We start from the raw sequence: 22169 nt of genomic DNA, 5'->3' as shown, positions 1-22169 counted from the left end.
ATTGCATGCAGTGTGCTGAGCCGAAAGGCCGCACACCGCCAGAAATGAGAGGAAGTCAGCCTTGTCCTGTTTGCAGGTTGAAAATGTCAGTTGCCGTTACAACGGCCGCAATGTGCTGGAGCAGCTCTCCCTGACGGTGGCCGACAACGAGATTGTCTGCCTGCTGGGGGCGAGCGGCTGCGGCAAGACCACGCTGCTCAAGGCCATCGCCGGCCTGCTGCCGCTGGCGGAGGGCACGATTCGCCTCGGCGATACCCTGCTCGACGGGCCGGGTGCCAGCGTGCCGCCCGAGGCGCGCAACATCGGCATGATCTTTCAGGATTACGCCCTCTTTCCCCATCTGACGGTGGCTGACAACGTCGGCTTCGGCCTGACCAGACTCGATCGCCGTGCCCGCCAGCAACAGGTGGACGAAGCGCTGGCGCTGGTCAATCTGCAGGGGCTGGGGGATCGCTATCCGCACCAGCTATCCGGTGGCCAGCAACAGCGGGTGGCCATCGCCCGGGCGCTGGTGTGCAAGCCGAGATTGATGCTGCTGGACGAGCCCTTCTCCAACATCGATACCCAGGTACGGATGAAGTTGATCCTCGAGATCCGCGCCCTGCTCAAGCAGCAGGGGATCGGTGCCATCTTCGTCAGCCACAGCAAGGAAGAGGCCTTTGCTTTCGCCGATCGGCTGGCGCTGTTTCGCGCGGGCCACATCGAACAGGTGGGCCAGCCGGAGCAGCTCTATCGCCGCCCCCAGAACCGCTTCGTGGCGGAGTTTCTCGGCGGGGTCAACTACCTGGCGGCCGAGGTGGTGGACAGCCACTGCGTGCGCACGGCGCTCGGGGTCATCTGCGGCAGCGAACCTCACGGCCGGGAAGCGGGTGAGCTGCTGCAACTGATGCTCAGGCCCCAGCAGCTGCTGCTGGAGAGAGCCGCGGATGGCGAGCTCAAGGTGGTGGAGCAGCAGTTCTTAGGCCACCACTGCCGGGTGCTGTTCGAGAGTGGCGAGCTGCGGCTGGAGGCGAGCATTGGCGAGCCGCTGGAGGGCGCGCGGGCGCGGGTCAGGGTGACCCCTCACGCTCTGGTGTTGTTTGACCCTTTACCCTGAACGCGTGATATCGTTGTGAAATCAATGAACTGGAACCGCGCTGGTTTATAATCGCGCAACGCCAATTGCCCATATCGCCAATGTCTGTTCAGGGGAGAGATATATGAAAGCCCAAGCCGGGATCTGCGCAGAGCCCAATCTGCACGCCCTCTATCTGATGTTCAACCGCACCGGTGACGCCGCCGAGCTGGTGGCCCGTCTGGCCAGATTGCCCGCCCTGTGGGAGGCGGTGGCCACCGATTTTCCCGCTGCCGGCTTCAGCGGTCTGGTGGCCGTCGGCGCCGATGCCTGGGATGGCCTCTATCCTGCCGCCCGTCCGCCCCAGTTCCGCAGCTTTATGGCGCAATCCGCCAACGGTCAGGAGGCCCCCAACACCCCGTTTGATCTGTTCGTGCAGTTGCGCGCCGATCGGGTGGATGTGCTGCATCACGCCGGTCAGCGCGTGATGGCCTTGCTAGCCGGGTTGGTAGAACTGGCGGAAGAGGTGCGCGGTTTTCGCAACCTCGACTGCCGCGATCTGACCGGTTTTGTCGATGGCACCGAGAACCCGCAGGATGAGCACCGCGCCGAAGTGGCGCTGCTGGCCGATGGCGAGTTTGCCGGCGGCTCCTACATCCACGTGCAGCGCTGGGTCCATGCCATGAGCGACTGGGAGAAGCTGGCGCAAAAAGAGCAGGAAGACATCATAGGTCGCACCAAGGTCGACAATATCGAGTACGAGTCGGCCGACAAGCCGCTGACCGCCCACATCAAGCGGGTCAACCTCAAGACCCCGAAGGGGGAGTCCATGGAGATCCTGCGCCAGAGCATGCCCTGGGGCTCCATGACCGAGCAGGGGCTCTACTTCATCTCCTGCTGTCGTACCCCGCTGCACTTCAACGCCATGCTGGCCAGCATGTACAAGGGGGAGGGCAGTCACTTCGATCACCTGCTGCGCTTCACCAGTGCGGTGACCGGCGCGGCCTTCTTCGCCCCTTCAGAAGATTTTCTGGTAGGGCAGGGCAAATAAGGCTCGCCCACCCGCAGATAACAAAAATCCCGGCCTTGGCCGGGATTTTGCGTTCTGGAGCAACCGCCGCAGGGCGGTAGCCGCCCTTACGGCGTCTGTTCGAACAGCTCGAGGGCGGAGAGATAGAGCTCCTCGATGTCGGTGTCGCTGGTCGGGGTGATGAAGATGGTGTCGTCACCGGCGATGGTGCCGAGGATCCCTTCGGCCTTGCCGAGGGAGTCGAGCAGGCGGGCGATCAGCTGGGCCGCACCCGGGCTGGTATGGATCACCACCAGGGCGCCGTTGTGGTCGACATCCAGCACCAGATTCTTGAGCGGGCTGGAGGTGGTGGGCACGCCCAGTTCCACCGGCAGGCAGTAGACCATCTCCATCTTGGCATTGCGGGTGCGAACGGCGCCGAAGCGGCTCAGCATGCGCGATACCTTGGACTGGTTGATGTTTTCGAAGCCCATCTCTTGCAGGGCAGTCACTATCTCTGCCTGGGAGCCAAATCGTTCTTCTTTCAGCAAGGCTTTAAAGGCCTTGGCCAGTTTTTCTTGCTTGTCGTTATGCTTCATCTTGGACTCACGAATGAGGAGGTTTGGCTGCCTGTCACGCTCAGGCGGCAGATATGAACAGCGTGCCCATTTTGCATTCATATGCCTATTTTTGCAAGGAAGCGGCGCTTGTTCTGCATATTGATTCAAATATAGCTTGCATCCACCCATGCCAGCGTTAGAATCAGGACGAAATTTTGAAAACTTATTCAATTGGGCTGTATGGGTATTGAATTAATCGGTATCGAAAAATCCTGGCACAAGGTGCCGGTACTGCAACAGGTCAGCTTTCGGACCGCGCCCGGTGAAACCCTGGTGCTGCTGGGTCCGAGCGGTGCCGGCAAGAGCTCTCTGCTGCGCATGATGAACCTGCTGGACACCCCGGATGCCGGTGTTCTGCGCATCGGTGAAAGTGAATTTTCTTTCCCCTCCAGCCTCTCCACCGCCGAGTTCAACCGCCAGACCCAGGCGCTGCGCCGCAAGGTGGGCATGGTGTTCCAGCAGTACAATCTGTGGCCCCATCTCACCGTGATGGAGAACCTCATCGAGGCGCCCGTCAAGCTGCTCGGCATGAGCAAGGCGGCGGCCATGGAGAAGGGGGGCTATCTGCTGGCCCAACTGCAGCTGGCCGACAAGCGCGACGCCTGGCCGGCGCGGCTGTCCGGTGGTCAGCAGCAGCGGGTGGCCATCGCCCGCACCCTGATGATGGATCCCCAGGTGCTGCTGTTTGACGAGCCGACGGCAGCCCTCGACCCCGAGATCACCAAGGAAGTGGCGGAGATCATCCGCAATCTTGGCCAGACCGGCATTACCCAGGTGGTGGTGACCCACGAGGTGGAGTTCGCTCGCAAGGTGGCCAGCCAGGTGATCTATCTGGAGAAGGGGCGGATCATCGAAGCGGGCTCCGCCGCCATTTTCCAAGCCCCGCAAACCAGCCGGTTTGCCGAATTCTTGATGCATTGATATTCAAATCGATAAGGAAGCTGTCATGAAAAAGAGTCTGTTGCTGATCGCGGCCATGGGCCTGCTGAGCACCCAGGTGCTGGCGAAAGAGATCAAGTTCGCCACCGAGGCCACCTACGCACCGTTCGAATACCTGGACGACAAGAACGAATTCCAGGGGTTTGACATCGACCTGGCCCGCGCCATCTGTGAACAGGCCAAGCTGGAGTGCAGCTTCCACAACCAGGCTTTTGACAGCCTGATCCCCAGCCTGAAATTCCGTCGCTACGATGCCGCCATCGCCGCCATGGACGTGACCCCGGAGCGGGCCGCCCAGGTCGACTTCTCTGACATCTATTACCAGAATTCCGCCGTGTTCGTGACCAAGAAGGACGCCTTCAAGGGGCCGGAAGATCTGGTGGACAAGACTGTCGGCGTGCAGAACGGCAGCTCCCACCAGTCCTATCTGGTGGACAACTGGGTGAGCAAGGGGCTGCTGACCGTGCCCTACGCCAGCTACCAGAGTGCCTTCCTCGACATGATGAACGGTCGCACCGACGGCGTGTTTGCCGATACCGCAGTCGCCGCCGATTGGCTCAAGCAGCACAAGGAGTATGCCGTGATCGGCACGCCGGTGACTGACGCCAAGTACTTTGGTACCGGTTTTGGCATCGCGGTGGCCAAGGGCAATCAGGAACTGCTGACCCAGCTGAACAAGGGGCTGGCCGACATCAAGGCCAACGGCACCTATCAGAAGATCTACGACAAATATTTCGCGCACTAAGCCATGTTGAGCCTGTTGTTGGATGCAGCCTGGATGACCCTCGGGCTGGCCCTGGCATCCCTGGTCGGGGGCATGGTGCTGGCGCTGGCGTTCAGCGCCGCCGAATTGAGCAAGCAGCGGTGGCTGGTGTGGCCGGTGGCCACCCTCACCACGCTTATTCGTGGGTTGCCCGAGTTGCTGGTGGTGCTGTTCATCTACTTCGGCTCGACCCAGGTGCTGTTCCTCATCACCGGCGAGTACGTGGAGTTCAGCCCGTTCGCCTGCGGCGTGCTGGCGCTCTCCCTGCTGTTCGCCAGCTACGCCACCCAGACCCTGCGGGCCGCCCTCAATGCGGTGCCTGCCGGGCAGCGGCTGGCGGCGCTGGCGCTCGGCCTTGGCAAGCGTCACATCTTCTTTCGCATCGTGCTGCCCCAGGCCTGGCGTCACGCCCTGCCGGGACTCGGCAACCAGTGGTTGGTGCTGCTCAAAGACACCGCACTGGTGTCGCTTATCGGGGTGAACGAGATGATGCGCCAGGCCCAGATGGCCTCGGCCAGTACCTATCAACCCTTCACCTGGTATGCCGCAGCGGCCCTCATCTACCTGGCCATCAGTCTGGTGAGTGAGTTCGGCTTGAAGCAGGCTGCCCGTTACACCCGCCGTTACGGAGGCTGATCATGCAGGATTACCTGATGACCCTGCTGGGTGGCCTGGCGATTACCCTGCAACTGACCGCCGGCAGTCTGCTGCTGGGCGTGCTGATGGCGGCGGCCATGACCTGGGTGCTGGAGCGCCGCATCCCGGTGGCGACCCAGCTGGTGCAGCTGTGGGTGCTGATCTTCACCGGCACGCCGCTGCTGATCCAGATCTTCCTCATCTACTACGGGCCGGGCCAGTTTGCCTGGCTCAAAGAGGGGCCGCTCTGGCCGCTGCTCAAGCAGCCCTGGTTCTGCGCCGTGCTGGCGCTCGGCTTCAATACCGCCGCCTACTCCACCCGGCTGTTCAAGGGGGCGCTCGATGCCATCCCGGCCGGTGAGGTAGAGGCCTGCCGCGCGCTCGGCTTCTCCGCCAGCCAGACCCTGTGGATGAAGGTGCGTCACGCCGCCCGGCGACTGGTACCCGCCTACTCCAACGAGGTGATCCTGGTGCTCAAGGGGAGTTCGCTCGCCAGTACCATCACCATCATGGATGTGATGGGGCTGGCCCAGCGCCTCAATGCCCAGACCTATGACACCCTGGCGGTGTTCACCGTGGCCGGTGCCCTCTACCTGACCATGAACGGATTGTTAACAATTGGTTTTCGTTGGTGTGAACGCAGGGCGTTGGCCTTCCAGGGCTGAAGTCGGCAGATCTACCTATTAATGGTGAGGGGAAGTGCAGGAAATCTGTGCTTCCCCTCCAATTTTTTGCATTTTCCCCCATTTTTATTCGCCGCCTGTTTATTGGCTCACAGAACCTGTGATTACAACTGTTATCAGATTGTTTTTTAGGGGGGGATCCTTTAAGGTTGGGCGCACAACAAGAAACAACCTTAAACCTACGCTTAAACATGGAGTTGATCATGAAAGTTGCCGTTCTGGGTGCCGCCGGTGGCATCGGCCAAGCCCTCGCTCTGCTGTTGAAAAACCGTCTGCCTGCTGGTTCCGAATTGAGCCTGTATGACATCGCTCCGGTGACCCCGGGCGTGGCGGTCGATCTGAGCCATATCCCGACTGACGTGAAAGTAAAAGGTTTCTGCGGTGAAGATCCGAGCCCGGCTCTGGTCGGCGCCGATGTCGTACTGATCTCCGCCGGCGTGGCTCGCAAGCCCGGCATGGATCGTTCCGACCTGTTCAACATCAACGCCGGCATCGTCAAGAATCTGGTGGAAAAGTGCGCCGCCTCCTGCCCGAAAGCGCTGATCGGCATCATCACCAACCCGGTCAACACCACGGTCGCCATCGCTGCCGAAGTGCTGAAGAAGGCCGGTGTCTATGACAAGCGTCGCCTGTTCGGCGTCACCACCCTGGACGTGATCCGTGCCGAGACCTTCGTGGCCGACGCCAAGGGTCTGAACGTCGACAAGGTGCGCGTCAACGTGATCGGTGGCCACAGTGGCGTGACCATTCTGCCGCTGCTCTCCCAGATTGAAGGGGCTTCCTTCACCGCTGACGAAGTGGCCGCCATGACCAAGCGTATCCAGAACGCCGGTACCGAAGTGGTGGAAGCCAAGGCCGGTGGCGGTTCCGCCACTCTCTCCATGGGCCAGGCGGCCTGCCGTTTCGGTCTGTCGCTCATCAAGGGTCTGCAGGGTGAAGCCAACGTCATCGAGTGCGCCTACGTGGAAGGCGACGGCAAGCACGCCACCTTCTTCGCGCAGCCCATCCTGCTTGGCAAGAACGGCGTCGAAACCGTGCTGGACTACGGCAAGCTGAGCGCCTTCGAACAAGAGGCGATGGATGGCATGCTGGCCACCCTGAAAGCCGATATCCAGCTGGGTGTCGACTTCGTCAAGTAAGGCGTCCGGATGGACAGCAAGGGGAGCTTCGGCTCCCCTTTGTCGTTATGGGCAGGCGGTGCCGGACTAAGGGGATGCCGCCGGCTGCCGATAACAGGGTGCTGCAGGAGATCCTTATGATGAAACCCATTACCCTTGTCGGCCTGCTCTGTTTGCTGACGCCCCCATTGCTGACGGGCCAAGCGCAGGGGGCCGAGCCTTCCACCTCTGCCGCCGCCGCGACGAGCGGGGCCACGCCGGCGACCAGTGCGCCGGCGCAGCCGGAGGTTGCCGCTCAGCCCTCTGCGGCTGCCCCGTCCTCTGCTGCGGCTCCCGCACCGGCTGCCGTGCAAACTACGGCAACGCCATCCGCCAACCCCTCTGCACCGGTTGCGGCAACGAGTACAACACCCGCCGCTGCGCCAGCGGCAGCCCCCATTCCCGCGCCTGTCGCTGCAGAGGGCGACCGTTCGCCGAACAATCGTCCCATGACCAGCACCCCGGCCAGCGGCCTGACCGTGGACAGCGGCGCGCTGCAGGCGGTGCCGCTCTATCGCCAGGACGAGCTGCTCAACTGGATTGAGCAGGGCCGCCACCTGCAGCAGGTCAAGCAGGACAGGTGCCAGCTCACCCAGGATATCGAGGTGCGGGCCGAGGTGATGAAGATCCCCTCTTATCAGTTTCTGTGGGGGGACATGCTGGCCTGGGGTGTCTGCATCAAGCCCAATGCGGAGCTGGGGGTGAAATTCATGTGGGATGCGGCCAACCAGGGGCTGGCGCCGGCGCTGGAGCAGCTGGGTCGCTACTACTGGAAGGGCACCCTGGTGCAAAAGGACCTGCTCAAGGCCGAGACCCTGATGCGGGAGGCCGCCAGCCTGGGCTTCCAGCGGGCGCAGATCGAGTGGGTGGAGATGCTGTTGCAGGGGATGGGCAGCCCACTCGACTATGAAGAGGCCTACCATTGGCTGCACAGCACGGTGATCGGCGACAAGGCGCTGCACCAGAAGGCGACCGGTCTGTTGAGCCGGCTGGGCAACCGGATGCCGGCCAACGCCATCGCCCGTGCCAAGGCGATGCACTGATCCCAAAAAATGACCCACGGATCTGCATCCGTGGGTCGGGAGGGGCCAGCCGCCGTGCCGTGACAGGCTGGCCCCTCATCAAGTTATAGGGATCCGCCCGCCTTACAGATCTTGGTGGGGACCAAAAACTTCGTAGTGCAGCTGGCCGGCCGGAATACCCGCCGCGATCAGCTGCTGCTTGACCGCCTGCATGAAGCCAAGAGGGCCACAAAAGTAGTAGCGGGCCTGCGGCGTGATGCGCTCCTGCACGGCACTCAGATCCATGGTGCCGGCAAAGTCGTAATCTTTGCCTTGCACGTCACTGGCCTGTGGCTCCCGATACCAGACCCGGCTCAGCAGGTTGGCGTTTTGGCGGGATTTTTGCTGAATATCCTCCCTGAAGGCATGCACTGTGCCCTGTTCGCAGGCGTGCAGCCAGGTGATGTCGGCCTGATGGCTGCTCGCCAGCAGCTGGTTGAGCATGCTCATCATCGGCGTGACACCCACACCGGCCGAGAGCAGTACCACCGGGGTACGGTTATCGGCTTTCAGGTAGAAATCGCCGGTGGGCGGCATCAGCTCCACTTGATCGCCCTCCTGCAGATGATCGTGCAGCAGGTTGGAGACCTGGCCCTGCGGCTCGCGTTTTACGCTGATGCGGTAGTGTTGGCCGTTGGGGGCATCGGAGAGGGAGTACTGGCGGATCTCCTGATACTCGAGCTCGGGATGGACCAGCTTGATACTGAGATACTGACCCGGCTTGAAGTCCAGCACCGGCTTGCCATCCACTGGCGCCAGCAGGAAGGAGGTGATGAGCTCGCTCTCGACCCGCTTCTCCTTGATCAGGAAGGGGCGGGGGCCTTGCCAGCCACCGATCTCGTTCGCCTTCTCCTGATAAATCTCGCTCTCGCGGCCGATGAAGATGCTGGCGAGCACGCCGTAAGCCTTGCCCCAGGCATCCAGAACCTCGTCGGTGACCGCACTTCCACCCAATTCTTTGAGCGTGGCCAAGAGATGACTACCTACAATGTGATATTGTTCTGGCTGGATCAGGAAACCCGTGTGTTTGTGGGCGATGCGTTCCACGGCACCGGCCAGTGCCCCCAGGTTGTCGATGTTCTTGGCGTAGGCCGCCACCGCATTGAACAGCGCCAACGGCTGACCGCCGCTGCGCTGGTGCGCCAGGTTGAAAATGTCCTTCAGCTCCGGATTATGGCTGAACATGCGCTGGTAGAAATGCTGGGTGAGCGCGGGGCCCGCTGATTCGAGCAAAGGGATGGTGCTTTTGATGACGGCGATGGTGGCTTGGTCTAACATAGGGGTTCCTTGCTAATTGAACATCTAGAATGTCACTTAATAAGCTGCATCCTAGATGTTTATTTGATCTGAATCAATAATCAATTTCCGCGTGATGCGACACAGGCACTATGAGACTAACTAGCTATACCGATTTTGGATTGAGAGCCCTGCTCTATCTGGCGACCCTGCCGGAGGGCGAATTGTCTAGCGTGGCCAAGGTCTCCGCCTTGTATGACGTCTCCCGCAACCACATGGTGAAGGTGGTGAACCAGCTGGTGAAACTGGGTTACCTGCAGTCCCAGCGCGGCAAGAATGGCGGCATTCGCATGGCCTGCGCGCCGGAGAGCATCAACATCGGTCAGGTGATCCGGGCGCTGGAAGGGAACCTGGACGGCATCGACTGCAACTCGCCGGCCTGCCACATCGTCTCTGTCTGCCTGCTGAAGAGTGCCCTGAAAGAGGCGATGAATGCGTTTCTGGCGGTGATGGACAGCTACACGCTGCAGGATCTGCTGGCCAATCGCGACGAGCTGCAACAGGTCTTCGGCGAGTTGATCCCGACCCTGGTGCTGGAGCCTGGCGACGAAGATGAGTGAGCCGATCGCCGGCCAATGACGCAATAGAAAAAGGCTGCCATCGGCAGCCTTTTTTCAATCTTCCAGTCCCGACTCGTTTCGGTACAACGCCGGCATGATCCGCGCCATCTTCACCATGTTGTTCTCCACTTCCAGGATCTCGATGGGGTAGCCGGCCAGCCGCAGGCTGATGTTGGGTTGGGGGATCTCCTCCAGATATTCGAGGATGACACCGTTGAGGGTACGGGGTCCGTCGATGGGCAGTTGCCAGTTCATCTCCTTGTTGAGCTCGCGGATGCTGGCCGAGCCCTCCACCAGGAAGGAGCCATCCGGCTGGGGATGGATCTCGTCGCTGGGAGCCGGGGTCATGGAGGTGGTGAAGTCGCCCACTATCTCTTCCAGGATGTCGTCCAGGGTGATCAACCCCTGAATGTCGCCATACTCGTCGACGATGAGACCAATCCGCTCCTTGTTGCGCTGGAACTTGGCCAGTTGCACGTTGAGGGGCGTCCCTTCCGGAATGAAGTAAATCTCGTCCACTTCCCGCAGCAGGCTCGACTTGTTGAACTGATCCTTGGCCATCAGCCGCAGCGCGTCGCGGGCGTGCAGAAAGCCGACCACGTCGTCGATGTTGTCGCGATAGAGCAGGATCTTGGTGTGGGCGCAGTGGGCCAGCTGGCGCAGTATGGTCTTCCAGTCATCGTTGATGTCGATGGCGTAGATCTCGCTGCGCGGCACCATGATGTGCTCCACCGTCATCTTGTCCAGATCCAGGATGCTGAGCAGCATCTCCTGATGGCGCTGGGGGATCAGACTGCCCGCCTCGTTGACGATGGTGCGCAGTTCTTCGGTATTGAGGGAGTCATCCTTATTCGGATTGATCTTCAGCAGTTTGAGCAGGCCGCTGGTGATGCCATTGATCATCCAGACGAAGGGGGCAAGCGGCACCATCAACCCCTTGAGCACCCAGGAGGCGGGATAGGCGACTTTCTCCGGGAACATGGCCGCCAGGGTCTTGGGAGTCACTTCGCCAAACACCAGCACGATCAGGGTCAGGCCGAAGGTGGCGATGGCCACCCCCAGATCCCCGAACAGACGAATACAGACGATGGTGGCGATAGCTGACGCCAGGATGTTGACCAGGTTGTTGCCGATCAGGATCAGCCCCAGCAGGCGGTCTGGTCGGGAGAGCAGTTTCTCCACCCGACGGGCAGCCTTGTGCTTGGTCTGGGCCAGATGCCGCAGCTTGTAGCGGTTGAGCGACATCATGCCGGTTTCAGAACTTGAGAAGAAGGCAGACATGAGGATCAAGATAACGAGAACAATCAGCAATGTACTCGTTGAGATACTGTCCAAGAAGGGCTCCTGTGGGACTGGGTGATGAAGAAGTAGTGGGCGTTCAGCTCAGCAGCACTTCTTTGACGAAGCGGCTGCCGAAGTAGGCCAGGGTCAGAATGAAGCTGCCGATCAGGCTCAGGGTGATCACCTTGCGACCACGCCAGCCACGGGTATGGTGGCCCCACAGCAGCAGCACGTAGACGCACCAGGCCAGGATCGAGAGGATGGCCTTGTGGGATTTGCCCTGGGCGAACATGTCTTCGAGGAAGAAGAGGCCGGAGGCAATGGAGAGGGTCAGCAACAGGACGCCGGCCGAGATGAGCTGGAACAGCCGCTTCTCGACCGTCATCAGGGGCGGCATGGCCGGCAGCTGGCTGATCTTGCGCGTCTTCAGTTGCCGGTCCAGACAGGCAAGTTGCAGCGCAAACAGGCAGGCGATCATCAATACCGAGTAGGCCATCAGCGCAAGACCGATATGCAGCAGCAGCTGGGGATGGGCCTCCAGGTGGGTGATGTAGCGACCGGGAATGAGGGCGCTGGCGGCCAGCAACAGGGCCGAGAAGCTGTAGACCACCGGCAGCAGGATCCAGCCGTTGAAGCGGCGGGTGACGCAGGTCATGAAGCAGCTGATGATGAGGCTGACCAGCGAGGCCACGTTGAGCATGCTCAGATTCTGCCCTGAGTGGGTCACCAGCACCTCGCCGGAGAGGGCGGCGCCATGGGCGATCAGGGCCAGTCCGATGCAGGCAAACAGGGGGGCTTGTCCCACTGGTTTGGCACTGAGCAGCAGGTGCAGAGAGGCGATGATGGCCAGCAGATAGAACGCCAGGGCCAGAACAGAGATCACGATCATAACCGGGTCGTTGTCGAGCAAGCGATTGGGAATAGGAAGGGCAGTATACCTTGCACAAGATGTGCTCGCCAGTTGTGCTGCCGCCGATCTGCCCATATATAGGCAGCATGTTGGGTCAGCCGCACAGGGCTGGCCGCAGCCGAGTGCGGCGAATAATCGTCCTCATCGTGCGAGTGAGGTATAATGCCTCCCATTTGTTACGCCAAGAACCGGAATGCGTCATGTTTGAGAATTTGACTGAACGACTCTCGCGCACCCTGCGCAACGTCAGCGGCCGTGGCCGCCTGACCGAAGAGAACATCAAGGATACCTTGCGCGAAGTTCGCATGGCGCTGCTCGAGGCGGACGTCGCCCTGCCGGTGGTGCGTGACTTCGTCGCTCGTGTCAAGGAGCGGGCGGTGGGCCAGGAAGTGGCCAAGTCCCTGAGCCCGGGCCAGGCCTTCATCAAGATTGTGCACGGCGAACTGGTCTCCGTTATGGGGGAGGCCAACGAGCAGCTCAATCTGGCGGCCCAGCCGCCGGCCATCATCCTGATGGCGGGTCTGCAGGGTGCCGGTAAGACCACTACGGTCGGCAAGCTGGCCAAGCTGCTCAAGGAGCGCAACAAGAAGAAGGTGCTGGTGGTCAGTGCGGACGTCTACCGCCCGGCGGCCATCAAGCAGCTGGAGACCCTGGCCGGCGACATCGGCGTCGATTTCTTCCCGAGCGATGCCAGCCAGAAGCCGGTGGACATCGCCAACGCGGCCATCGATCAGGCGCGCAAGAAGTTCTATGACGTGGTGATCGTCGATACCGCCGGTCGTCTGCACGTCGATGGCGAGATGATGGAGGAGATCAAACACCTTCACGCCACCATCAAGCCGGTGGAGACCCTGTTCGTGGTGGATGCCATGACCGGTCAGGATGCCGCCAATACGGCCAAGGCGTTCAACGAGGCGCTGCCGCTCACCGGCGTGATCCTCACCAAGGCGGACGGCGATGCCCGCGGCGGTGCCGCGCTGTCGGTGCGCCATATCACCGGCAAGCCGGTCAAGTTCATCGGTATGGGCGAGAAGACTGACGCGCTTGAGCCTTTCCACCCGGATCGTCTCGCCTCTCGCATCCTCGGCATGGGCGATGTGCTCTCTCTCATCGAGGAGGTGGAGCGCACCGTCGATAAAGAGAAGGCTGCCAAGCTGGCCAGCAAGGTCAAGAGTGGCAAGGGCTTCGATCTGGAAGACTTCCGCGAGCAACTGGCCCAGATGCGCAACATGGGCGGCATGATGGGGATGCTCGACAAGCTGCCCGGCATGTCCGGCCTGCCGGACAACGTCAAGGATCAGATGGATGACAAGCTCACCGTGCGGATGGAGGCCATCATCAGCTCCATGACACCCAAGGAGCGTGCCCATCCCGACCTCATCAAGGGCTCCCGCAAGCGCCGTATCGCCGCGGGTTCCGGCATGCAGGTGCAGGACGTCAACAAGCTGCTCAAGCAGTTCACCGAGATGCAGCGGATGATGAAGAAGATGTCCGGCAAGGGTGGCATGCGCAAGATGATGAGCCAGATGAAGAACATGCTGCCTCCCGGCTTCGGTGGCGGCCGCGGTCCGTTCTGATTATTCGGGCTGACGTAGCGAGTGAGGGTCTGCCATTGGCAGACCCTTTTCATTGCGGCTCTGCGCAAAAAATGGCTGGCTTGGTTGCAATTATTACGAATCCAAGTAGAATTATGCGGCTTATTTTAAGCTAGGGTCCGCGTGTTTGCGGGCCTTGTTCATTAGATGTTAATGAGGACGATATGGTAACCATTCGTTTACAACGTGGTGGCGCGAAAAAGCGTCCGTTCTACCAGGTAGTAGTTGCTGACAGCCGTAACGCCCGCGACGGTCGTTTCATCGAGCGCGTTGGTTTCTTCAACCCGGTTGCTTCTGGTAACGCTGAAAAGCTGAACCTGGACCTGGCTCGTATCGAGCATTGGGTTGCTACTGGTGCCGCTGTTTCTGACCGCGTTGCCAAGCTGATCAAAGACGCTGCCAAAGCTGCTTAATCAGCCAAACGGTAAGGAGTTAAGGTGGAAAAACCTGTAGTTCTGGGCACCCTGGGTACCGTTTACGGCATCAAGGGCTGGCTTAAAGTGAACTCCTTCACCGATGTTGCCGAAGCGATTTTCGATTACAACCCCTGGCTGATCAATCAGAACGGGGTGTGGCGTGAAATTCAGGTTTCATCCTGGAAGCGTCACAACAAGGGTCTGATCTGCAAACTCGATGGTATCGACGTGCGCGAGGATGCCCTGGCATTGACCAATGTCGAGATTGGCGTAGCCGCCGATCTGTTGCCTGCGTTGCCTGAGGGCGAGTTCTACTGGCGTGACCTGATTGGTTGCTCGGTAGTGACCACCAAGGGATACGACATGGGCAAGGTGACCGAATTGATGGAAACCGGCTCCAACGATGTGTTGGTGGTTGAGGCCAATGTAAAAGATGCCTTTGGTGCAAAGGAGCGGTTGATTCCGTTCCTGGAAGAGCAGGTGATCAAGAATATTGATCTGACTGCTCGAACAATCGAAGTTGATTGGGATCCTGGTTTCTAGTTTCCCGCGGTAACACGAGTGCCGGAGGTTTCTTATGTGGATTGGGGTGATTAGCCTCTTCCCTGAAATGTTCCGAGCCATTACCGAGCACGGGGTAACGGGTCGGGCCGTCAAGAGTGGCCTGCTGCAGATTGAGTGCTGGAACCCCCGGGACTTTACCCACGACAAACACCGTACGGTCGATGATCGTCCTTATGGTGGTGGGCCCGGCATGCTAATGATGGTTCAGCCGCTGCGTGACGCGATTCATGCAGCCAAGCAAGCGGCGGGAGACGGGGCGAAAGTCATCTATCTCTCTCCTCAGGGGCGCAAGCTGACTCAAGCGGGCGTAACCGAGTTGGCGACGAATCAGAAACTGATTCTGGTAGCCGGTCGATACGAAGGTATCGATGAACGCGTGATACAAACCGAAGTCGACGAAGAGTGGTCTATCGGGGATTACGTGTTAAGTGGTGGCGAGTTGCCTGCCATGACCCTGATCGATGCGGTTTCGCGTCTGGTCCCAGGGGTTTTGGGCGATCAGGCCAGTGCCGAGCAGGACTCCTTCACGGACGGTCTGCTGGATCATCCCCACTATACTCGGCCGGAGGTGTTGGATGGGCTGGCGGTGCCCGAGGCGCTGACAAGCGGCAATCACGAAGTGATTCGACGCTGGCGTCTCAAGCAGTCGCTCGGACGAACCTGGCAAAGAAGGCCGGAACTTATTAACAACCTAGCTCTGACTGACGAGCAAGAATCACTTCTTGCCGAGTATGTCCGCGAAGTGCGTGACAGCGTTAAGTAGAGTTTTCAGTTTATCCTAGGTAAGGAAAGACAATGAGCAAGATTATTCAGCAGCTTGAACAAGAGCAAATGCGTACCGACATCCCGGCTTTTGCCCAGGGCGACACCGTACGTGTTCAAGTTCGTGTTAAAGAAGGTGGTAAAGAGCGTCTGCAGGCTTTCGAAGGCATCGTGATTGCCAAGCGTAACCGCGGTCTGCACTCTGCTTTCACCGTTCGCAAGATCTCCAACGGCGAAGGTGTTGAGCGTGTATTCCAGACTCACTCTCCGCTGATCCACAGTGTAGAACTGAAGCGTCGTGGTGATGTTCGCCGCGCCAAACTGTACTACCTGCGCAACCTGTCCGGTAAAGCTGCTCGTATCAAAGAGAAGCTCAACTAATTCGATTCGAATTGGTGTCGATATGTCGGCGAAATGCTCGACAGGTAGTGAAAAGGCTCGCCAATGGCGAGCCTTTTTTGTATCCACTTTCGGGTGTGCCGGCTCAACCTGGCTGGCTGACCCGCACCACAGAGTTGTCTCGCCCGAAGGGGCCGGGTACGTAGTCATCCGCCGCCCAGTCGTTGTCGTAGCGGGTCTCCCCGTTCGGCTGAACCAGCTGATAGCAGTATTCGAAATGGCTGGGGCCATCGGTCGGCAGGTTGAGGGTGGTCTTGAACTCACCGCTCTTCATCCGCTTGAGCTCGATGGGTTGCCACTGGCTGAACTCTCCCAGCAACAACACCTGCTCGGCTTCCCCCGCGGCCTCTCTTTCCACGGCAAAGGTCACCTTGACCTCGGGGCGAGACTTGAGAAATTGCTTGTTGATCGGCATGACGCCTCCTTGTCCTGATTGCGAAAAATAGCGACTGTCTATTTTTATATCACTTTATGACAAGGATGTTGATAACAGAGATCAAGCGGGCAGGGCAAAGTGGCGCTGCAGCAGGCCGTGGGTGAAACCTATCTTGAGGTAAAAGCCGCGGGGCAGGGTCAGGATCGGCTGGCCGTTGCGGCCGATGGCCCGGGTCAGCGCCTTGTTGTTGGCCGCCTTGGGGCGCAGTTGCAGCACCTGGCCGTGGCGGGCGCTGATCTGCTCCACCTCTCCCAGCACTATCATGTCCATCAGCTCTTCCCAGTCCTGGCGCAGCAGCATCTCCTCCTCTTCATTCGGACTCCACAGCAGCGGCATGCCGATCCGGCGCTCGCCGATGGGGATCTCTCGGCTGCCCTCCACCGGGATCCAGAGCACGCGGGAGAGCTTGTTGCGCACGTTGGACTCCTCCCAGCGCTGGCCGCTGACACCGATCAGCGGTGCCACGCAGACGAAGGTGGTTTCCAGCGGCTTGCCCTGAGGATCGATGGGGATCGTCTTGAGCTCGATGCCGAGATCCGGGAAGTCCTGCTCCGGCTTGCTGCCGGCGCTCGCTCCCAGCTGCCACTCGAGCAGCTGACCGACCCAGCCCTTGTCCCGACGCAGATCCGCCGGCACGGCGATGTTGGCGTCGGCGGCCAGCTGGGCCAGGGTGAAGCCGGCCATGGCGTAGGCGCGGGCCAGCAGTTCCTGTTCTGAGCGGGGATTGGCGGGCATGAGTGACTCCTGCAAAGAGGGATTATTCTAGCAACTCTGATCCTCCCTGAGGATCGCTGTTTTTATAACCGATCCTGGCAGGGGTATGCACAGGGGGGGGTGTTTTGTGTGTAAATGTTTATCTTAATGATTTAAAAGGAATTTGTCTCCAATTTATCGATGGGCGTAACGCTGGATCCTGCCTTGAAATAGTTGTCCAAGGGTTTGCTCGCGCTGTTTCACACAGTTATCCACAGAAATCTTGGATAACTGCTTAAAAGTAGGAATAGTCACCCTGTTGTTACAAAAAAATGTGAAACGGCACCGATTTTTGCGGCGATATCGGGGCAGATAGTGTGCCACTCCTGTGGATAAAATAGCCGTGGTGGATCTTTGAACAGTCGAACTTGTTCACAATCCGGATCCCGGATCGCCGGCGGTAAAAGACATGGATCTTGATCCAGCATTCTTTGTTTAACACCATGTATTTAAATACATATTTTGTTTTATATTGCATCCTGTATGCTGTGGGGCAGTTTGGAGCAGATAAATAAAACTACTGTATATACCCGCTTGCTCACAGGCTTATGCACAGTCTGGGTGGGCAACTTGCAGGATCTGATCCTTTAATTTGTTTATAAGTTTGCTTGAAATCGAAAGTTATTCATGAATGGGGGATTGCAGTCCTTGTTTGCTGCCACGAGGTGAATGTGGAACAATCCCCTTATAGATTCAGCCTTTATAAGGTGATCACGTGATAGATGGCGACGGGTTTCGTCCCAATGTCGGAATCGTGATCTGTAACCGTGACGGACAAGTATTGTGGGCCAAGCGTTATGGGCAGCACTCCTGGCAGTTTCCGCAGGGAGGAGTTGATGACGGTGAGACGCCAGAGCAGGCCATGTATCGTGAGCTGTATGAGGAGATAGGCCTCAAGCCCGAGGATGTGACTATCATGGCGACCAGTCGCAACTGGTTGAAGTATCGCTTGCCAAAACGCCTCGTTCGTTGGGACAGTTCACCGGTCTGTATTGGCCAAAAACAAAAATGGTTTCTGCTGCAGCTGGATCCGGGCAGGGAGTCCAGGATCCAGTTCGGTTGTCATGGTCATCCGGAGTTTGATGACTGGCGTTGGGTCAGCTTCTGGTACCCGGTGCGTCAGGTGGTTTCCTTCAAGCGGGAAGTCTATCGACGGGTGATGAAGGAGTTTGCCCCGCTGGCGATGCCGGTGCCGGCAGTGCAGGTCAACAAGAAGGATGGGCGGCGTAATCGCGCCCGCTAAGGAGCACAGATTAGTTGTTAACGGAACTCAGACGCATCGTCGAAAGCATGGCCGAAGCCAATACCCTCGAGCTGGCCTTGCAGGCACTGGTCAGCCAGACCCGGCTGGCCATGTCGGTAGACTGCTGTTCCGTTTACGTCTCTGAACCTGAAATGCGCCGCTACCGGCTGGCTGCGACCGACGGTCTGGCCGAGTCGGCGGTGGGCAAGGCCACCCTGCCGTTCGAGCAGGGTATCGTCGGCCTGGTGGGTCAGCGTGAAGAGCTGATCAACCTGGCCGATGCCCCCTCCCATCCCAGTTTCAAATTCCTGCCCGATGTGGCCGAAGAGGCGTTTCGCTCCTTCCTCGGCGCCCCCATCATGCATCAGCGCCAGGTGGTGGGTATTCTGGTGGTGCAGCAGAAGGAGAGCCGTCTCTTCGATGAGGGGGAGGAGTCCTTCATGGTCACCCTGGCGGCCCAGTTGGCGGCGCGCATCGCCCAGGCTCAGGCCAAGGGGTGGCTGCAGAAGACCGACTGGAGCAAGCCGCTGCGCGGCATTGCCGGGGCCAGCGGCATCGCCATGGCCAAGGCCTGGGTGTGGCGGCCACGCAAGGAGCTGCGCTCCATCACCCCGCGCAAGGATGAGGATCACGCCAGCCAGCTGGCGCGGCTGAACGTGGCGGTGGAAGAGGTGCGTCACGATCTGGAGAGCCTGGCCCTGCGTTTTCGCGAGAGCTACAGCCAGGACTCGGTGGCCATCTTCGACATCTATCTGCATCTGCTGGACGATCCCGGCTACATCAAGCCGATCCGCAACAAGGTGAGCAAGGAGCACTGGACGGCGGTCTCGGCGGTCAAGCTCATCAGCGATCGTCTCATCGAGCAGTTCAAGGGGATGAAGGATCCCTATCTGCAGGAACGCTCCACCGATGTGAAGGACATCGCTCAGCGGCTCATCAGTCGGCTGGTGCAAAACGAGCCCGAGCACATCGCCATCGGCGAGCCTGTGGTGCTGGTTGCCGACGAGGTGACGGCCACCATCCTCGCCGAGGTGCCCCGCGAGTTCCTGACCGGGGTGGTGTCCCTCAAGGGGGGCACCAACTCCCACGCCGCCATCCTGGCCCGCGCCATGGGGGTGGCGGCCATCATGGGGGTGGATCTGCCGCTCGGCGACATCGGTGGTCGCATGTTGGTGGTCGATGGCTACAGCGGCGATCTCTTCATCGAGCCTAATCAGGTGATCCTGACCGAGTATCGCCAGCTGCTCAATGAGGAGCGGGCCCTCGATACTCTGGTGCGCAGCGTCGACAACCAGCCGTCAGAAACCGCCGATGGCACCCCCGTTTCCCTGTTGCTCAACGCCGGCCTCAGCGCCGATACCGAGATAGCCCTCAATCATCTGGCGGACGGGGTCGGTCTCTATCGCACCGAGATCCCCTTCATGCTGCAGGACAGCTTCCCGTCAGAGTGGGAGCAGACTGCCCGCTATCGCGGCATTCTGGAGACTTACCGTAATCGCCCCGTCTGCATGCGGACTCTGGACGTGGGGGGTGACAAGCAACTGCCCTATTTCCCCATCGTCGAGGAAAATCCCTTCCTTGGCTGGCGGGGGATCCGGCTCACCCTGGATCACCCCGAACTGTTCCTGGTGCAGCTCAAGGCAATGCTGCGGGCCAGCGAAGGGCTGGACAATCTGGCCATCATGCTGCCGATGATCAGCAGCGTCAGCGAAATCAAGGCTTCCCGCCGCCTGCTGGATCAGGCCTGGCGCGAGGTGTCGGAAGAGGCGGCCAGCCGTGAGGCGGTGATCCGCTACCCGAGCCTCGGGGTGATGATCGAGGTGCCTTCCGCCCTCTACATCCTGCCTGAGATGGCGCCGCTCATCGACTTCTGGTCGGTGGGCAGCAACGACCTGACCCAGTACCTGCTGGCGGTGGATCGCAACAACGCCCGGGTCGCCAACATCTACGACGCCTTCCATCCGGCGGTGATCCGCGCCCTGCAGCTGCTGGTCGATGCCTCCCATCGCTACCACAAACCGGTCTCGGTCTGTGGCGAGCTGGCCGGTGATCCGGTCGGGGTGTTGCTGCTGCTGGCCATGGGCTATCGTCGCTTCAGCATGAACACCCACAACATCGCCCGCATCAAGTACGTACTGCGCCAGGCCAACCTGAGCGAGCTGACGGTGCTGCTGACCGACGGCCTCAAGCACGACAATCCCCATGTGCTGCGTGGCCTGTTTGCCCGCTATCTGGAAGAGCACGGTCTGGGCGGTTTGCTGCGCGCCGGTCACAAAGCGAAACAGATTGATTGATAATCATGCCTTGTCCCTGCTGACGAATGATCGGAAAATGCGGCTTTTCTTATGACTGGGGCCGCTTATGCAGCACGATGGATATTGGGTTTTCTCGCAGATTGATCCCGTAGCATTCAGTTTGGGACCACTATCGGTACGCTGGTATGGTCTCATGTATCTGTTTGGTTTCGCCTTTGCCATGTGGCTGGCGGGGCGCCGCGCCGATGCGCCGAACAGCGGCTGGACCCGCAACGAGGTCTCGGACCTGCTGTTTTACGGCTTCCTCGGGGTGATCCTGGGTGGTCGGGTTGGTTACGTGCTGTTCTACAACTTCGACATGTTCCTGGCCGATCCCCTCTACCTGTTCAAGATCTGGACCGGTGGCATGTCGTTCCACGGCGGCCTGATCGGGGTCATCACCGCCATGGTCTGGTTTGCCCACAAGACTAAGCGCCACTTCTTTACCGTGGCCGATTTCGTGGCACCGCTCATTCCGTTTGGCCTCGGCGTCGGCCGCATCGGCAACTTCCTCAACGGCGAGCTGTGGGGTCGGGTCACCGATGTGCCCTGGGCCATCATCTTCCCGGAGGCGGGCCCCGAGCCGCGCCACCCCTCCCAGCTCTACCAGTTCGCACTGGAAGGGGTGGTACTGTTCATCATCCTCAACCTGTTCTGGCGCAAGAACCCGCCCCGTGGCGCCATCTCCGGCATGTTCCTGCTGTTCTACGGCCTGTTCCGCTTCCTGGTGGAGTTCGTACGCCAGCCTGACAGCCAGCTGGGGCTCTACTTCAACGAGATCAGCATGGGCCAGATCCTCTCTACTCCGATGATCCTCATCGGTGCCCTGATGATCTGGGCCGCCTACAAGCGCCCGCAGCTGTTCGGCAACGCCGTGAAGGAGGCAAAACAATGAGAGCCTATCTCGACCTGATGCAGAAGATCCTGGATGAGGGGACCGTCAAGTCCGACCGTACCGGCACCGGCACTGTCTCCCTGTTCGGCCATCAGATGCGCTTCAACCTGGCCGAAGGCTTTCCGCTGGTGACCACCAAGAAGTGCCACCTGCGCTCCATCATTCACGAGCTGCTCTGGTTCCTCAACGGCGACACCAATACCGCCTATCTGAAAAAAAATGGTGTCAGTATCTGGGACGAGTGGGCCGACGAGAACGGCGATCTTGGCCCGGTCTACGGCGCCCAGTGGCGCTCCTGGCCGGCGGCTGACGGGTCTGTCATCGACCAGATCCAGAAGGCGGTGGACGACATCAAGCACAACCCGGATTCCCGTCGCATCATCGTCTCTGCCTGGAATGTGGGCGAGCTGGACAAGATGGCGCTGGCCCCCTGCCACGCCTTTTTCCAGTTCTACGTGGCGGACGGCAAACTCTCCTGCCAGCTCTATCAGCGCAGCTGTGACGTCTTCCTCGGCCTGCCGTTCAACATCGCCAGCTACGCTTTGCTGACCCACATGATGGCCCAGCAGTGCGACCTGGAGGTGGGGGACTTCGTCTGGACCGGTGGTGACGTGCACCTCTACTCCAACCACATGGAGCAGACCGCGCTGCAGCTCTCCCGCGAGCCGCGCCCGCTGCCGACCCTGCTGATCAAACGCAAGCCGGGCTCCATCTTCGACTACCAGTTCGAGGATTTCGAGATCGAGGGTTACGACCCCCATCCCGGCATCAAGGCGCCCGTCGCCATCTGATGTGAAAGGCGCCCATGGGGCGCCTTTTTTATGCATAAAAGCCACAGAATAT

24 protein-coding genes are annotated in these 22169 nt (G+C 59.9%); 18 read left to right on the top strand and 6 right to left on the bottom strand.

The window, feature by feature from the left end:
• Positions 1 to 61 precede the first annotated feature (61 nt).
• Together AB5Y94_RS07090 and AB5Y94_RS07085 are read left to right on the top strand one after the other, a co-directional pair.
• Positions 62 to 1096, top strand: coding sequence for an ABC transporter ATP-binding protein (locus AB5Y94_RS07090; RefSeq protein ID WP_368205260.1), 1035 nt, complete (start codon positions 62 to 64; stop codon positions 1094 to 1096).
• Between the two features lie 103 nt (positions 1097 to 1199).
• Positions 1200 to 2105, top strand: coding sequence for a Dyp-type peroxidase (locus AB5Y94_RS07085; RefSeq protein ID WP_368205259.1), 906 nt, complete (start codon positions 1200 to 1202; stop codon positions 2103 to 2105).
• Between the two features lie 86 nt (positions 2106 to 2191).
• Here AB5Y94_RS07085 and argR read toward each other — a convergent pair whose 3' ends face one another.
• The gene (argR, locus tag AB5Y94_RS07080; protein ID WP_005308670.1) at positions 2192 to 2662 is read right to left on the bottom strand and encodes a transcriptional regulator ArgR; all 471 of its coding nucleotides are present in this window, start codon (positions 2660 to 2662) and stop codon (positions 2192 to 2194) included.
• A gap of 201 nt (positions 2663 to 2863) precedes the next feature.
• On the opposite strand from argR, the gene AB5Y94_RS07075 reads away from it, so the two are divergent.
• The 6 genes from AB5Y94_RS07075 to AB5Y94_RS07050 all read left to right on the top strand — a co-directional run bounded on the left by AB5Y94_RS07075 (position 2864) and on the right by AB5Y94_RS07050 (position 7904).
• On the top strand, positions 2864 to 3604 hold the full coding sequence (locus tag AB5Y94_RS07075; RefSeq protein ID WP_005308671.1) for an ATP-binding cassette domain-containing protein: 741 nt from the start codon (positions 2864 to 2866) through the stop codon (positions 3602 to 3604).
• Between the two features lie 25 nt (positions 3605 to 3629).
• Positions 3630 to 4367 carry a transporter substrate-binding domain-containing protein gene (locus tag AB5Y94_RS07070; protein WP_005308673.1) on the top strand — a complete coding sequence of 246 codons (738 nt, stop codon included), beginning with the start codon at positions 3630 to 3632 and terminating at the stop codon, positions 4365 to 4367.
• Positions 4368 to 4370: 3 nt separating this feature from the next.
• Complete coding sequence (artQ, locus tag AB5Y94_RS07065) at positions 4371 to 5021, top strand: arginine ABC transporter permease ArtQ (protein ID WP_017765288.1); 651 nt, start codon at positions 4371 to 4373, stop codon at positions 5019 to 5021.
• A 2-nt stretch (positions 5022 to 5023) separates the two neighbouring features.
• Positions 5024 to 5686 (top strand): arginine ABC transporter permease ArtM, encoded by a 663-nt coding sequence (gene artM / locus AB5Y94_RS07060; protein WP_010635150.1) that lies wholly within the window; start codon positions 5024 to 5026, stop codon positions 5684 to 5686.
• 221 nt (positions 5687 to 5907) lie between these two features.
• On the top strand, positions 5908 to 6843 hold the full coding sequence (mdh, locus tag AB5Y94_RS07055) for a malate dehydrogenase (protein WP_017780273.1): 936 nt from the start codon (positions 5908 to 5910) through the stop codon (positions 6841 to 6843).
• A 467-nt stretch (positions 6844 to 7310) separates the two neighbouring features.
• A complete protein-coding gene (locus tag AB5Y94_RS07050; protein WP_005308682.1) occupies positions 7311 to 7904 on the top strand; it encodes a tetratricopeptide repeat protein in 594 nt (197 codons plus the stop codon).
• A 102-nt stretch (positions 7905 to 8006) separates the two neighbouring features.
• On the opposite strand, the gene hmpA is transcribed toward AB5Y94_RS07050, so the two are convergent.
• A complete protein-coding gene (gene hmpA / locus AB5Y94_RS07045) occupies positions 8007 to 9200 on the bottom strand; it encodes an NO-inducible flavohemoprotein (RefSeq protein WP_368205258.1) in 1194 nt (397 codons plus the stop codon).
• A 110-nt stretch (positions 9201 to 9310) separates the two neighbouring features.
• Between hmpA and AB5Y94_RS07040 the strand changes: the two genes are divergently transcribed.
• A complete protein-coding gene (locus tag AB5Y94_RS07040) occupies positions 9311 to 9778 on the top strand; it encodes an Rrf2 family transcriptional regulator (protein WP_005308686.1) in 468 nt (155 codons plus the stop codon).
• Positions 9779 to 9832: 54 nt separating this feature from the next.
• On the opposite strand, the gene AB5Y94_RS07035 is transcribed toward AB5Y94_RS07040, so the two are convergent.
• Entirely contained in the window at positions 9833 to 11113 is a 1281-nt protein-coding gene (locus AB5Y94_RS07035) for an HlyC/CorC family transporter (RefSeq protein WP_005308688.1), read from the bottom strand.
• A 43-nt stretch (positions 11114 to 11156) separates the two neighbouring features.
• The gene (ccsA, locus tag AB5Y94_RS07030) at positions 11157 to 11948 is read right to left on the bottom strand and encodes an inner membrane protein YpjD (RefSeq protein ID WP_005308690.1); all 792 of its coding nucleotides are present in this window, start codon (positions 11946 to 11948) and stop codon (positions 11157 to 11159) included.
• 221 nt (positions 11949 to 12169) lie between these two features.
• Between ccsA and ffh the strand changes: the two genes are divergently transcribed.
• From ffh to rplS, 5 genes are all read left to right on the top strand, one after another.
• Positions 12170 to 13546, top strand: a complete 1377-nt coding sequence (gene ffh, locus AB5Y94_RS07025; RefSeq protein ID WP_005308693.1) for a signal recognition particle protein — start codon at positions 12170 to 12172, stop codon at positions 13544 to 13546.
• 182 nt (positions 13547 to 13728) lie between these two features.
• Positions 13729 to 13977 carry a 30S ribosomal protein S16 gene (gene rpsP / locus AB5Y94_RS07020; RefSeq protein ID WP_005308695.1) on the top strand — a complete coding sequence of 83 codons (249 nt, stop codon included), beginning with the start codon at positions 13729 to 13731 and terminating at the stop codon, positions 13975 to 13977.
• A gap of 24 nt (positions 13978 to 14001) precedes the next feature.
• Positions 14002 to 14523, top strand: a complete 522-nt coding sequence (gene rimM / locus AB5Y94_RS07015; RefSeq protein WP_005308697.1) for a ribosome maturation factor RimM — start codon at positions 14002 to 14004, stop codon at positions 14521 to 14523.
• 34 nt (positions 14524 to 14557) lie between these two features.
• Positions 14558 to 15307 carry a tRNA (guanosine(37)-N1)-methyltransferase TrmD gene (gene trmD, locus AB5Y94_RS07010; RefSeq protein WP_005308699.1) on the top strand — a complete coding sequence of 250 codons (750 nt, stop codon included), beginning with the start codon at positions 14558 to 14560 and terminating at the stop codon, positions 15305 to 15307.
• A 32-nt stretch (positions 15308 to 15339) separates the two neighbouring features.
• Positions 15340 to 15687 (top strand): 50S ribosomal protein L19, encoded by a 348-nt coding sequence (gene rplS, locus AB5Y94_RS07005; RefSeq protein ID WP_005308701.1) that lies wholly within the window; start codon positions 15340 to 15342, stop codon positions 15685 to 15687.
• Between the two features lie 103 nt (positions 15688 to 15790).
• On the opposite strand, the gene AB5Y94_RS07000 is transcribed toward rplS, so the two are convergent.
• Both AB5Y94_RS07000 and mutH read right to left on the bottom strand, forming a co-directional pair.
• Complete coding sequence (locus AB5Y94_RS07000; protein ID WP_005308703.1) at positions 15791 to 16120, bottom strand: isoamylase early set domain-containing protein; 330 nt, start codon at positions 16118 to 16120, stop codon at positions 15791 to 15793.
• Between the two features lie 81 nt (positions 16121 to 16201).
• A complete protein-coding gene (gene mutH, locus AB5Y94_RS06995; RefSeq protein WP_368205257.1) occupies positions 16202 to 16876 on the bottom strand; it encodes a DNA mismatch repair endonuclease MutH in 675 nt (224 codons plus the stop codon).
• A 733-nt stretch (positions 16877 to 17609) separates the two neighbouring features.
• On the opposite strand from mutH, the gene rppH reads away from it, so the two are divergent.
• From rppH to thyA, 4 genes are all read left to right on the top strand, one after another.
• Complete coding sequence (gene rppH, locus AB5Y94_RS06990; RefSeq protein WP_005308708.1) at positions 17610 to 18137, top strand: RNA pyrophosphohydrolase; 528 nt, start codon at positions 17610 to 17612, stop codon at positions 18135 to 18137.
• 14 nt (positions 18138 to 18151) lie between these two features.
• Positions 18152 to 20431 (top strand): phosphoenolpyruvate--protein phosphotransferase, encoded by a 2280-nt coding sequence (ptsP, locus tag AB5Y94_RS06985; RefSeq protein ID WP_054544068.1) that lies wholly within the window; start codon positions 18152 to 18154, stop codon positions 20429 to 20431.
• 67 nt (positions 20432 to 20498) lie between these two features.
• Entirely contained in the window at positions 20499 to 21326 is an 828-nt protein-coding gene (lgt, locus tag AB5Y94_RS06980; protein WP_017765294.1) for a prolipoprotein diacylglyceryl transferase, read from the top strand.
• Entirely contained in the window at positions 21323 to 22117 is a 795-nt protein-coding gene (gene thyA, locus AB5Y94_RS06975; RefSeq protein WP_368205256.1) for a thymidylate synthase, read from the top strand. The genes lgt and thyA overlap by 4 nt, the downstream gene beginning before the upstream one ends.
• Positions 22118 to 22169: the final 52 nt, after the last annotated feature.

The sequence above is a fragment of the Aeromonas sp. s5 genome, assembly GCF_040907865.1.
Taxonomy (GTDB): Bacteria; Pseudomonadota; Gammaproteobacteria; order Enterobacterales; family Aeromonadaceae; genus Aeromonas; species Aeromonas dhakensis.
The sequence above is the reverse complement of the archived record's forward strand: the minus strand, read 5'-3'. Positions and strand labels throughout refer to the sequence as shown.

Excerpts from the sequence above, each read along its gene's own strand:
- AB5Y94_RS07040 (WP_005308686.1), top strand. The coding sequence starts at position 9,311 with ATGAGACTAACTAGCTATACCGATTTTGGATTGAGAGCCCTGCTCTAT.
- AB5Y94_RS07085 (WP_368205259.1), top strand. The coding sequence starts at position 1,200 with ATGAAAGCCCAAGCCGGGATCTGCGCAGAGCCCAATCTGCACGCCCTC.
- artQ (WP_017765288.1), top strand. The coding sequence starts at position 4,371 with ATGTTGAGCCTGTTGTTGGATGCAGCCTGGATGACCCTCGGGCTGGCC.
- ffh (WP_005308693.1), top strand. The coding sequence starts at position 12,170 with ATGTTTGAGAATTTGACTGAACGACTCTCGCGCACCCTGCGCAACGTC.
- lgt (WP_017765294.1), top strand. The coding sequence starts at position 20,499 with ATGCAGCACGATGGATATTGGGTTTTCTCGCAGATTGATCCCGTAGCA.
- AB5Y94_RS07050 (WP_005308682.1), top strand. The coding sequence starts at position 7,311 with ATGACCAGCACCCCGGCCAGCGGCCTGACCGTGGACAGCGGCGCGCTG.
- rpsP (WP_005308695.1), top strand. The coding sequence starts at position 13,729 with ATGGTAACCATTCGTTTACAACGTGGTGGCGCGAAAAAGCGTCCGTTC.
- ccsA (WP_005308690.1), bottom strand. The coding sequence starts at position 11,948 with ATGATCGTGATCTCTGTTCTGGCCCTGGCGTTCTATCTGCTGGCCATC.
- argR (WP_005308670.1), bottom strand. The coding sequence starts at position 2,662 with ATGAAGCATAACGACAAGCAAGAAAAACTGGCCAAGGCCTTTAAAGCC.
- mutH (WP_368205257.1), bottom strand. The coding sequence starts at position 16,876 with ATGCCCGCCAATCCCCGCTCAGAACAGGAACTGCTGGCCCGCGCCTAC.
- thyA (WP_368205256.1), top strand. The coding sequence starts at position 21,323 with ATGAGAGCCTATCTCGACCTGATGCAGAAGATCCTGGATGAGGGGACC.
- mdh (WP_017780273.1), top strand. The coding sequence starts at position 5,908 with ATGAAAGTTGCCGTTCTGGGTGCCGCCGGTGGCATCGGCCAAGCCCTC.
- rplS (WP_005308701.1), top strand. The coding sequence starts at position 15,340 with ATGAGCAAGATTATTCAGCAGCTTGAACAAGAGCAAATGCGTACCGAC.
- AB5Y94_RS07070 (WP_005308673.1), top strand. The coding sequence starts at position 3,630 with ATGAAAAAGAGTCTGTTGCTGATCGCGGCCATGGGCCTGCTGAGCACC.
- artM (WP_010635150.1), top strand. The coding sequence starts at position 5,024 with ATGCAGGATTACCTGATGACCCTGCTGGGTGGCCTGGCGATTACCCTG.
- AB5Y94_RS07075 (WP_005308671.1), top strand. The coding sequence starts at position 2,864 with ATGGGTATTGAATTAATCGGTATCGAAAAATCCTGGCACAAGGTGCCG.
- AB5Y94_RS07000 (WP_005308703.1), bottom strand. The coding sequence starts at position 16,120 with ATGCCGATCAACAAGCAATTTCTCAAGTCTCGCCCCGAGGTCAAGGTG.
- trmD (WP_005308699.1), top strand. The coding sequence starts at position 14,558 with ATGTGGATTGGGGTGATTAGCCTCTTCCCTGAAATGTTCCGAGCCATT.
- hmpA (WP_368205258.1), bottom strand. The coding sequence starts at position 9,200 with ATGTTAGACCAAGCCACCATCGCCGTCATCAAAAGCACCATCCCTTTG.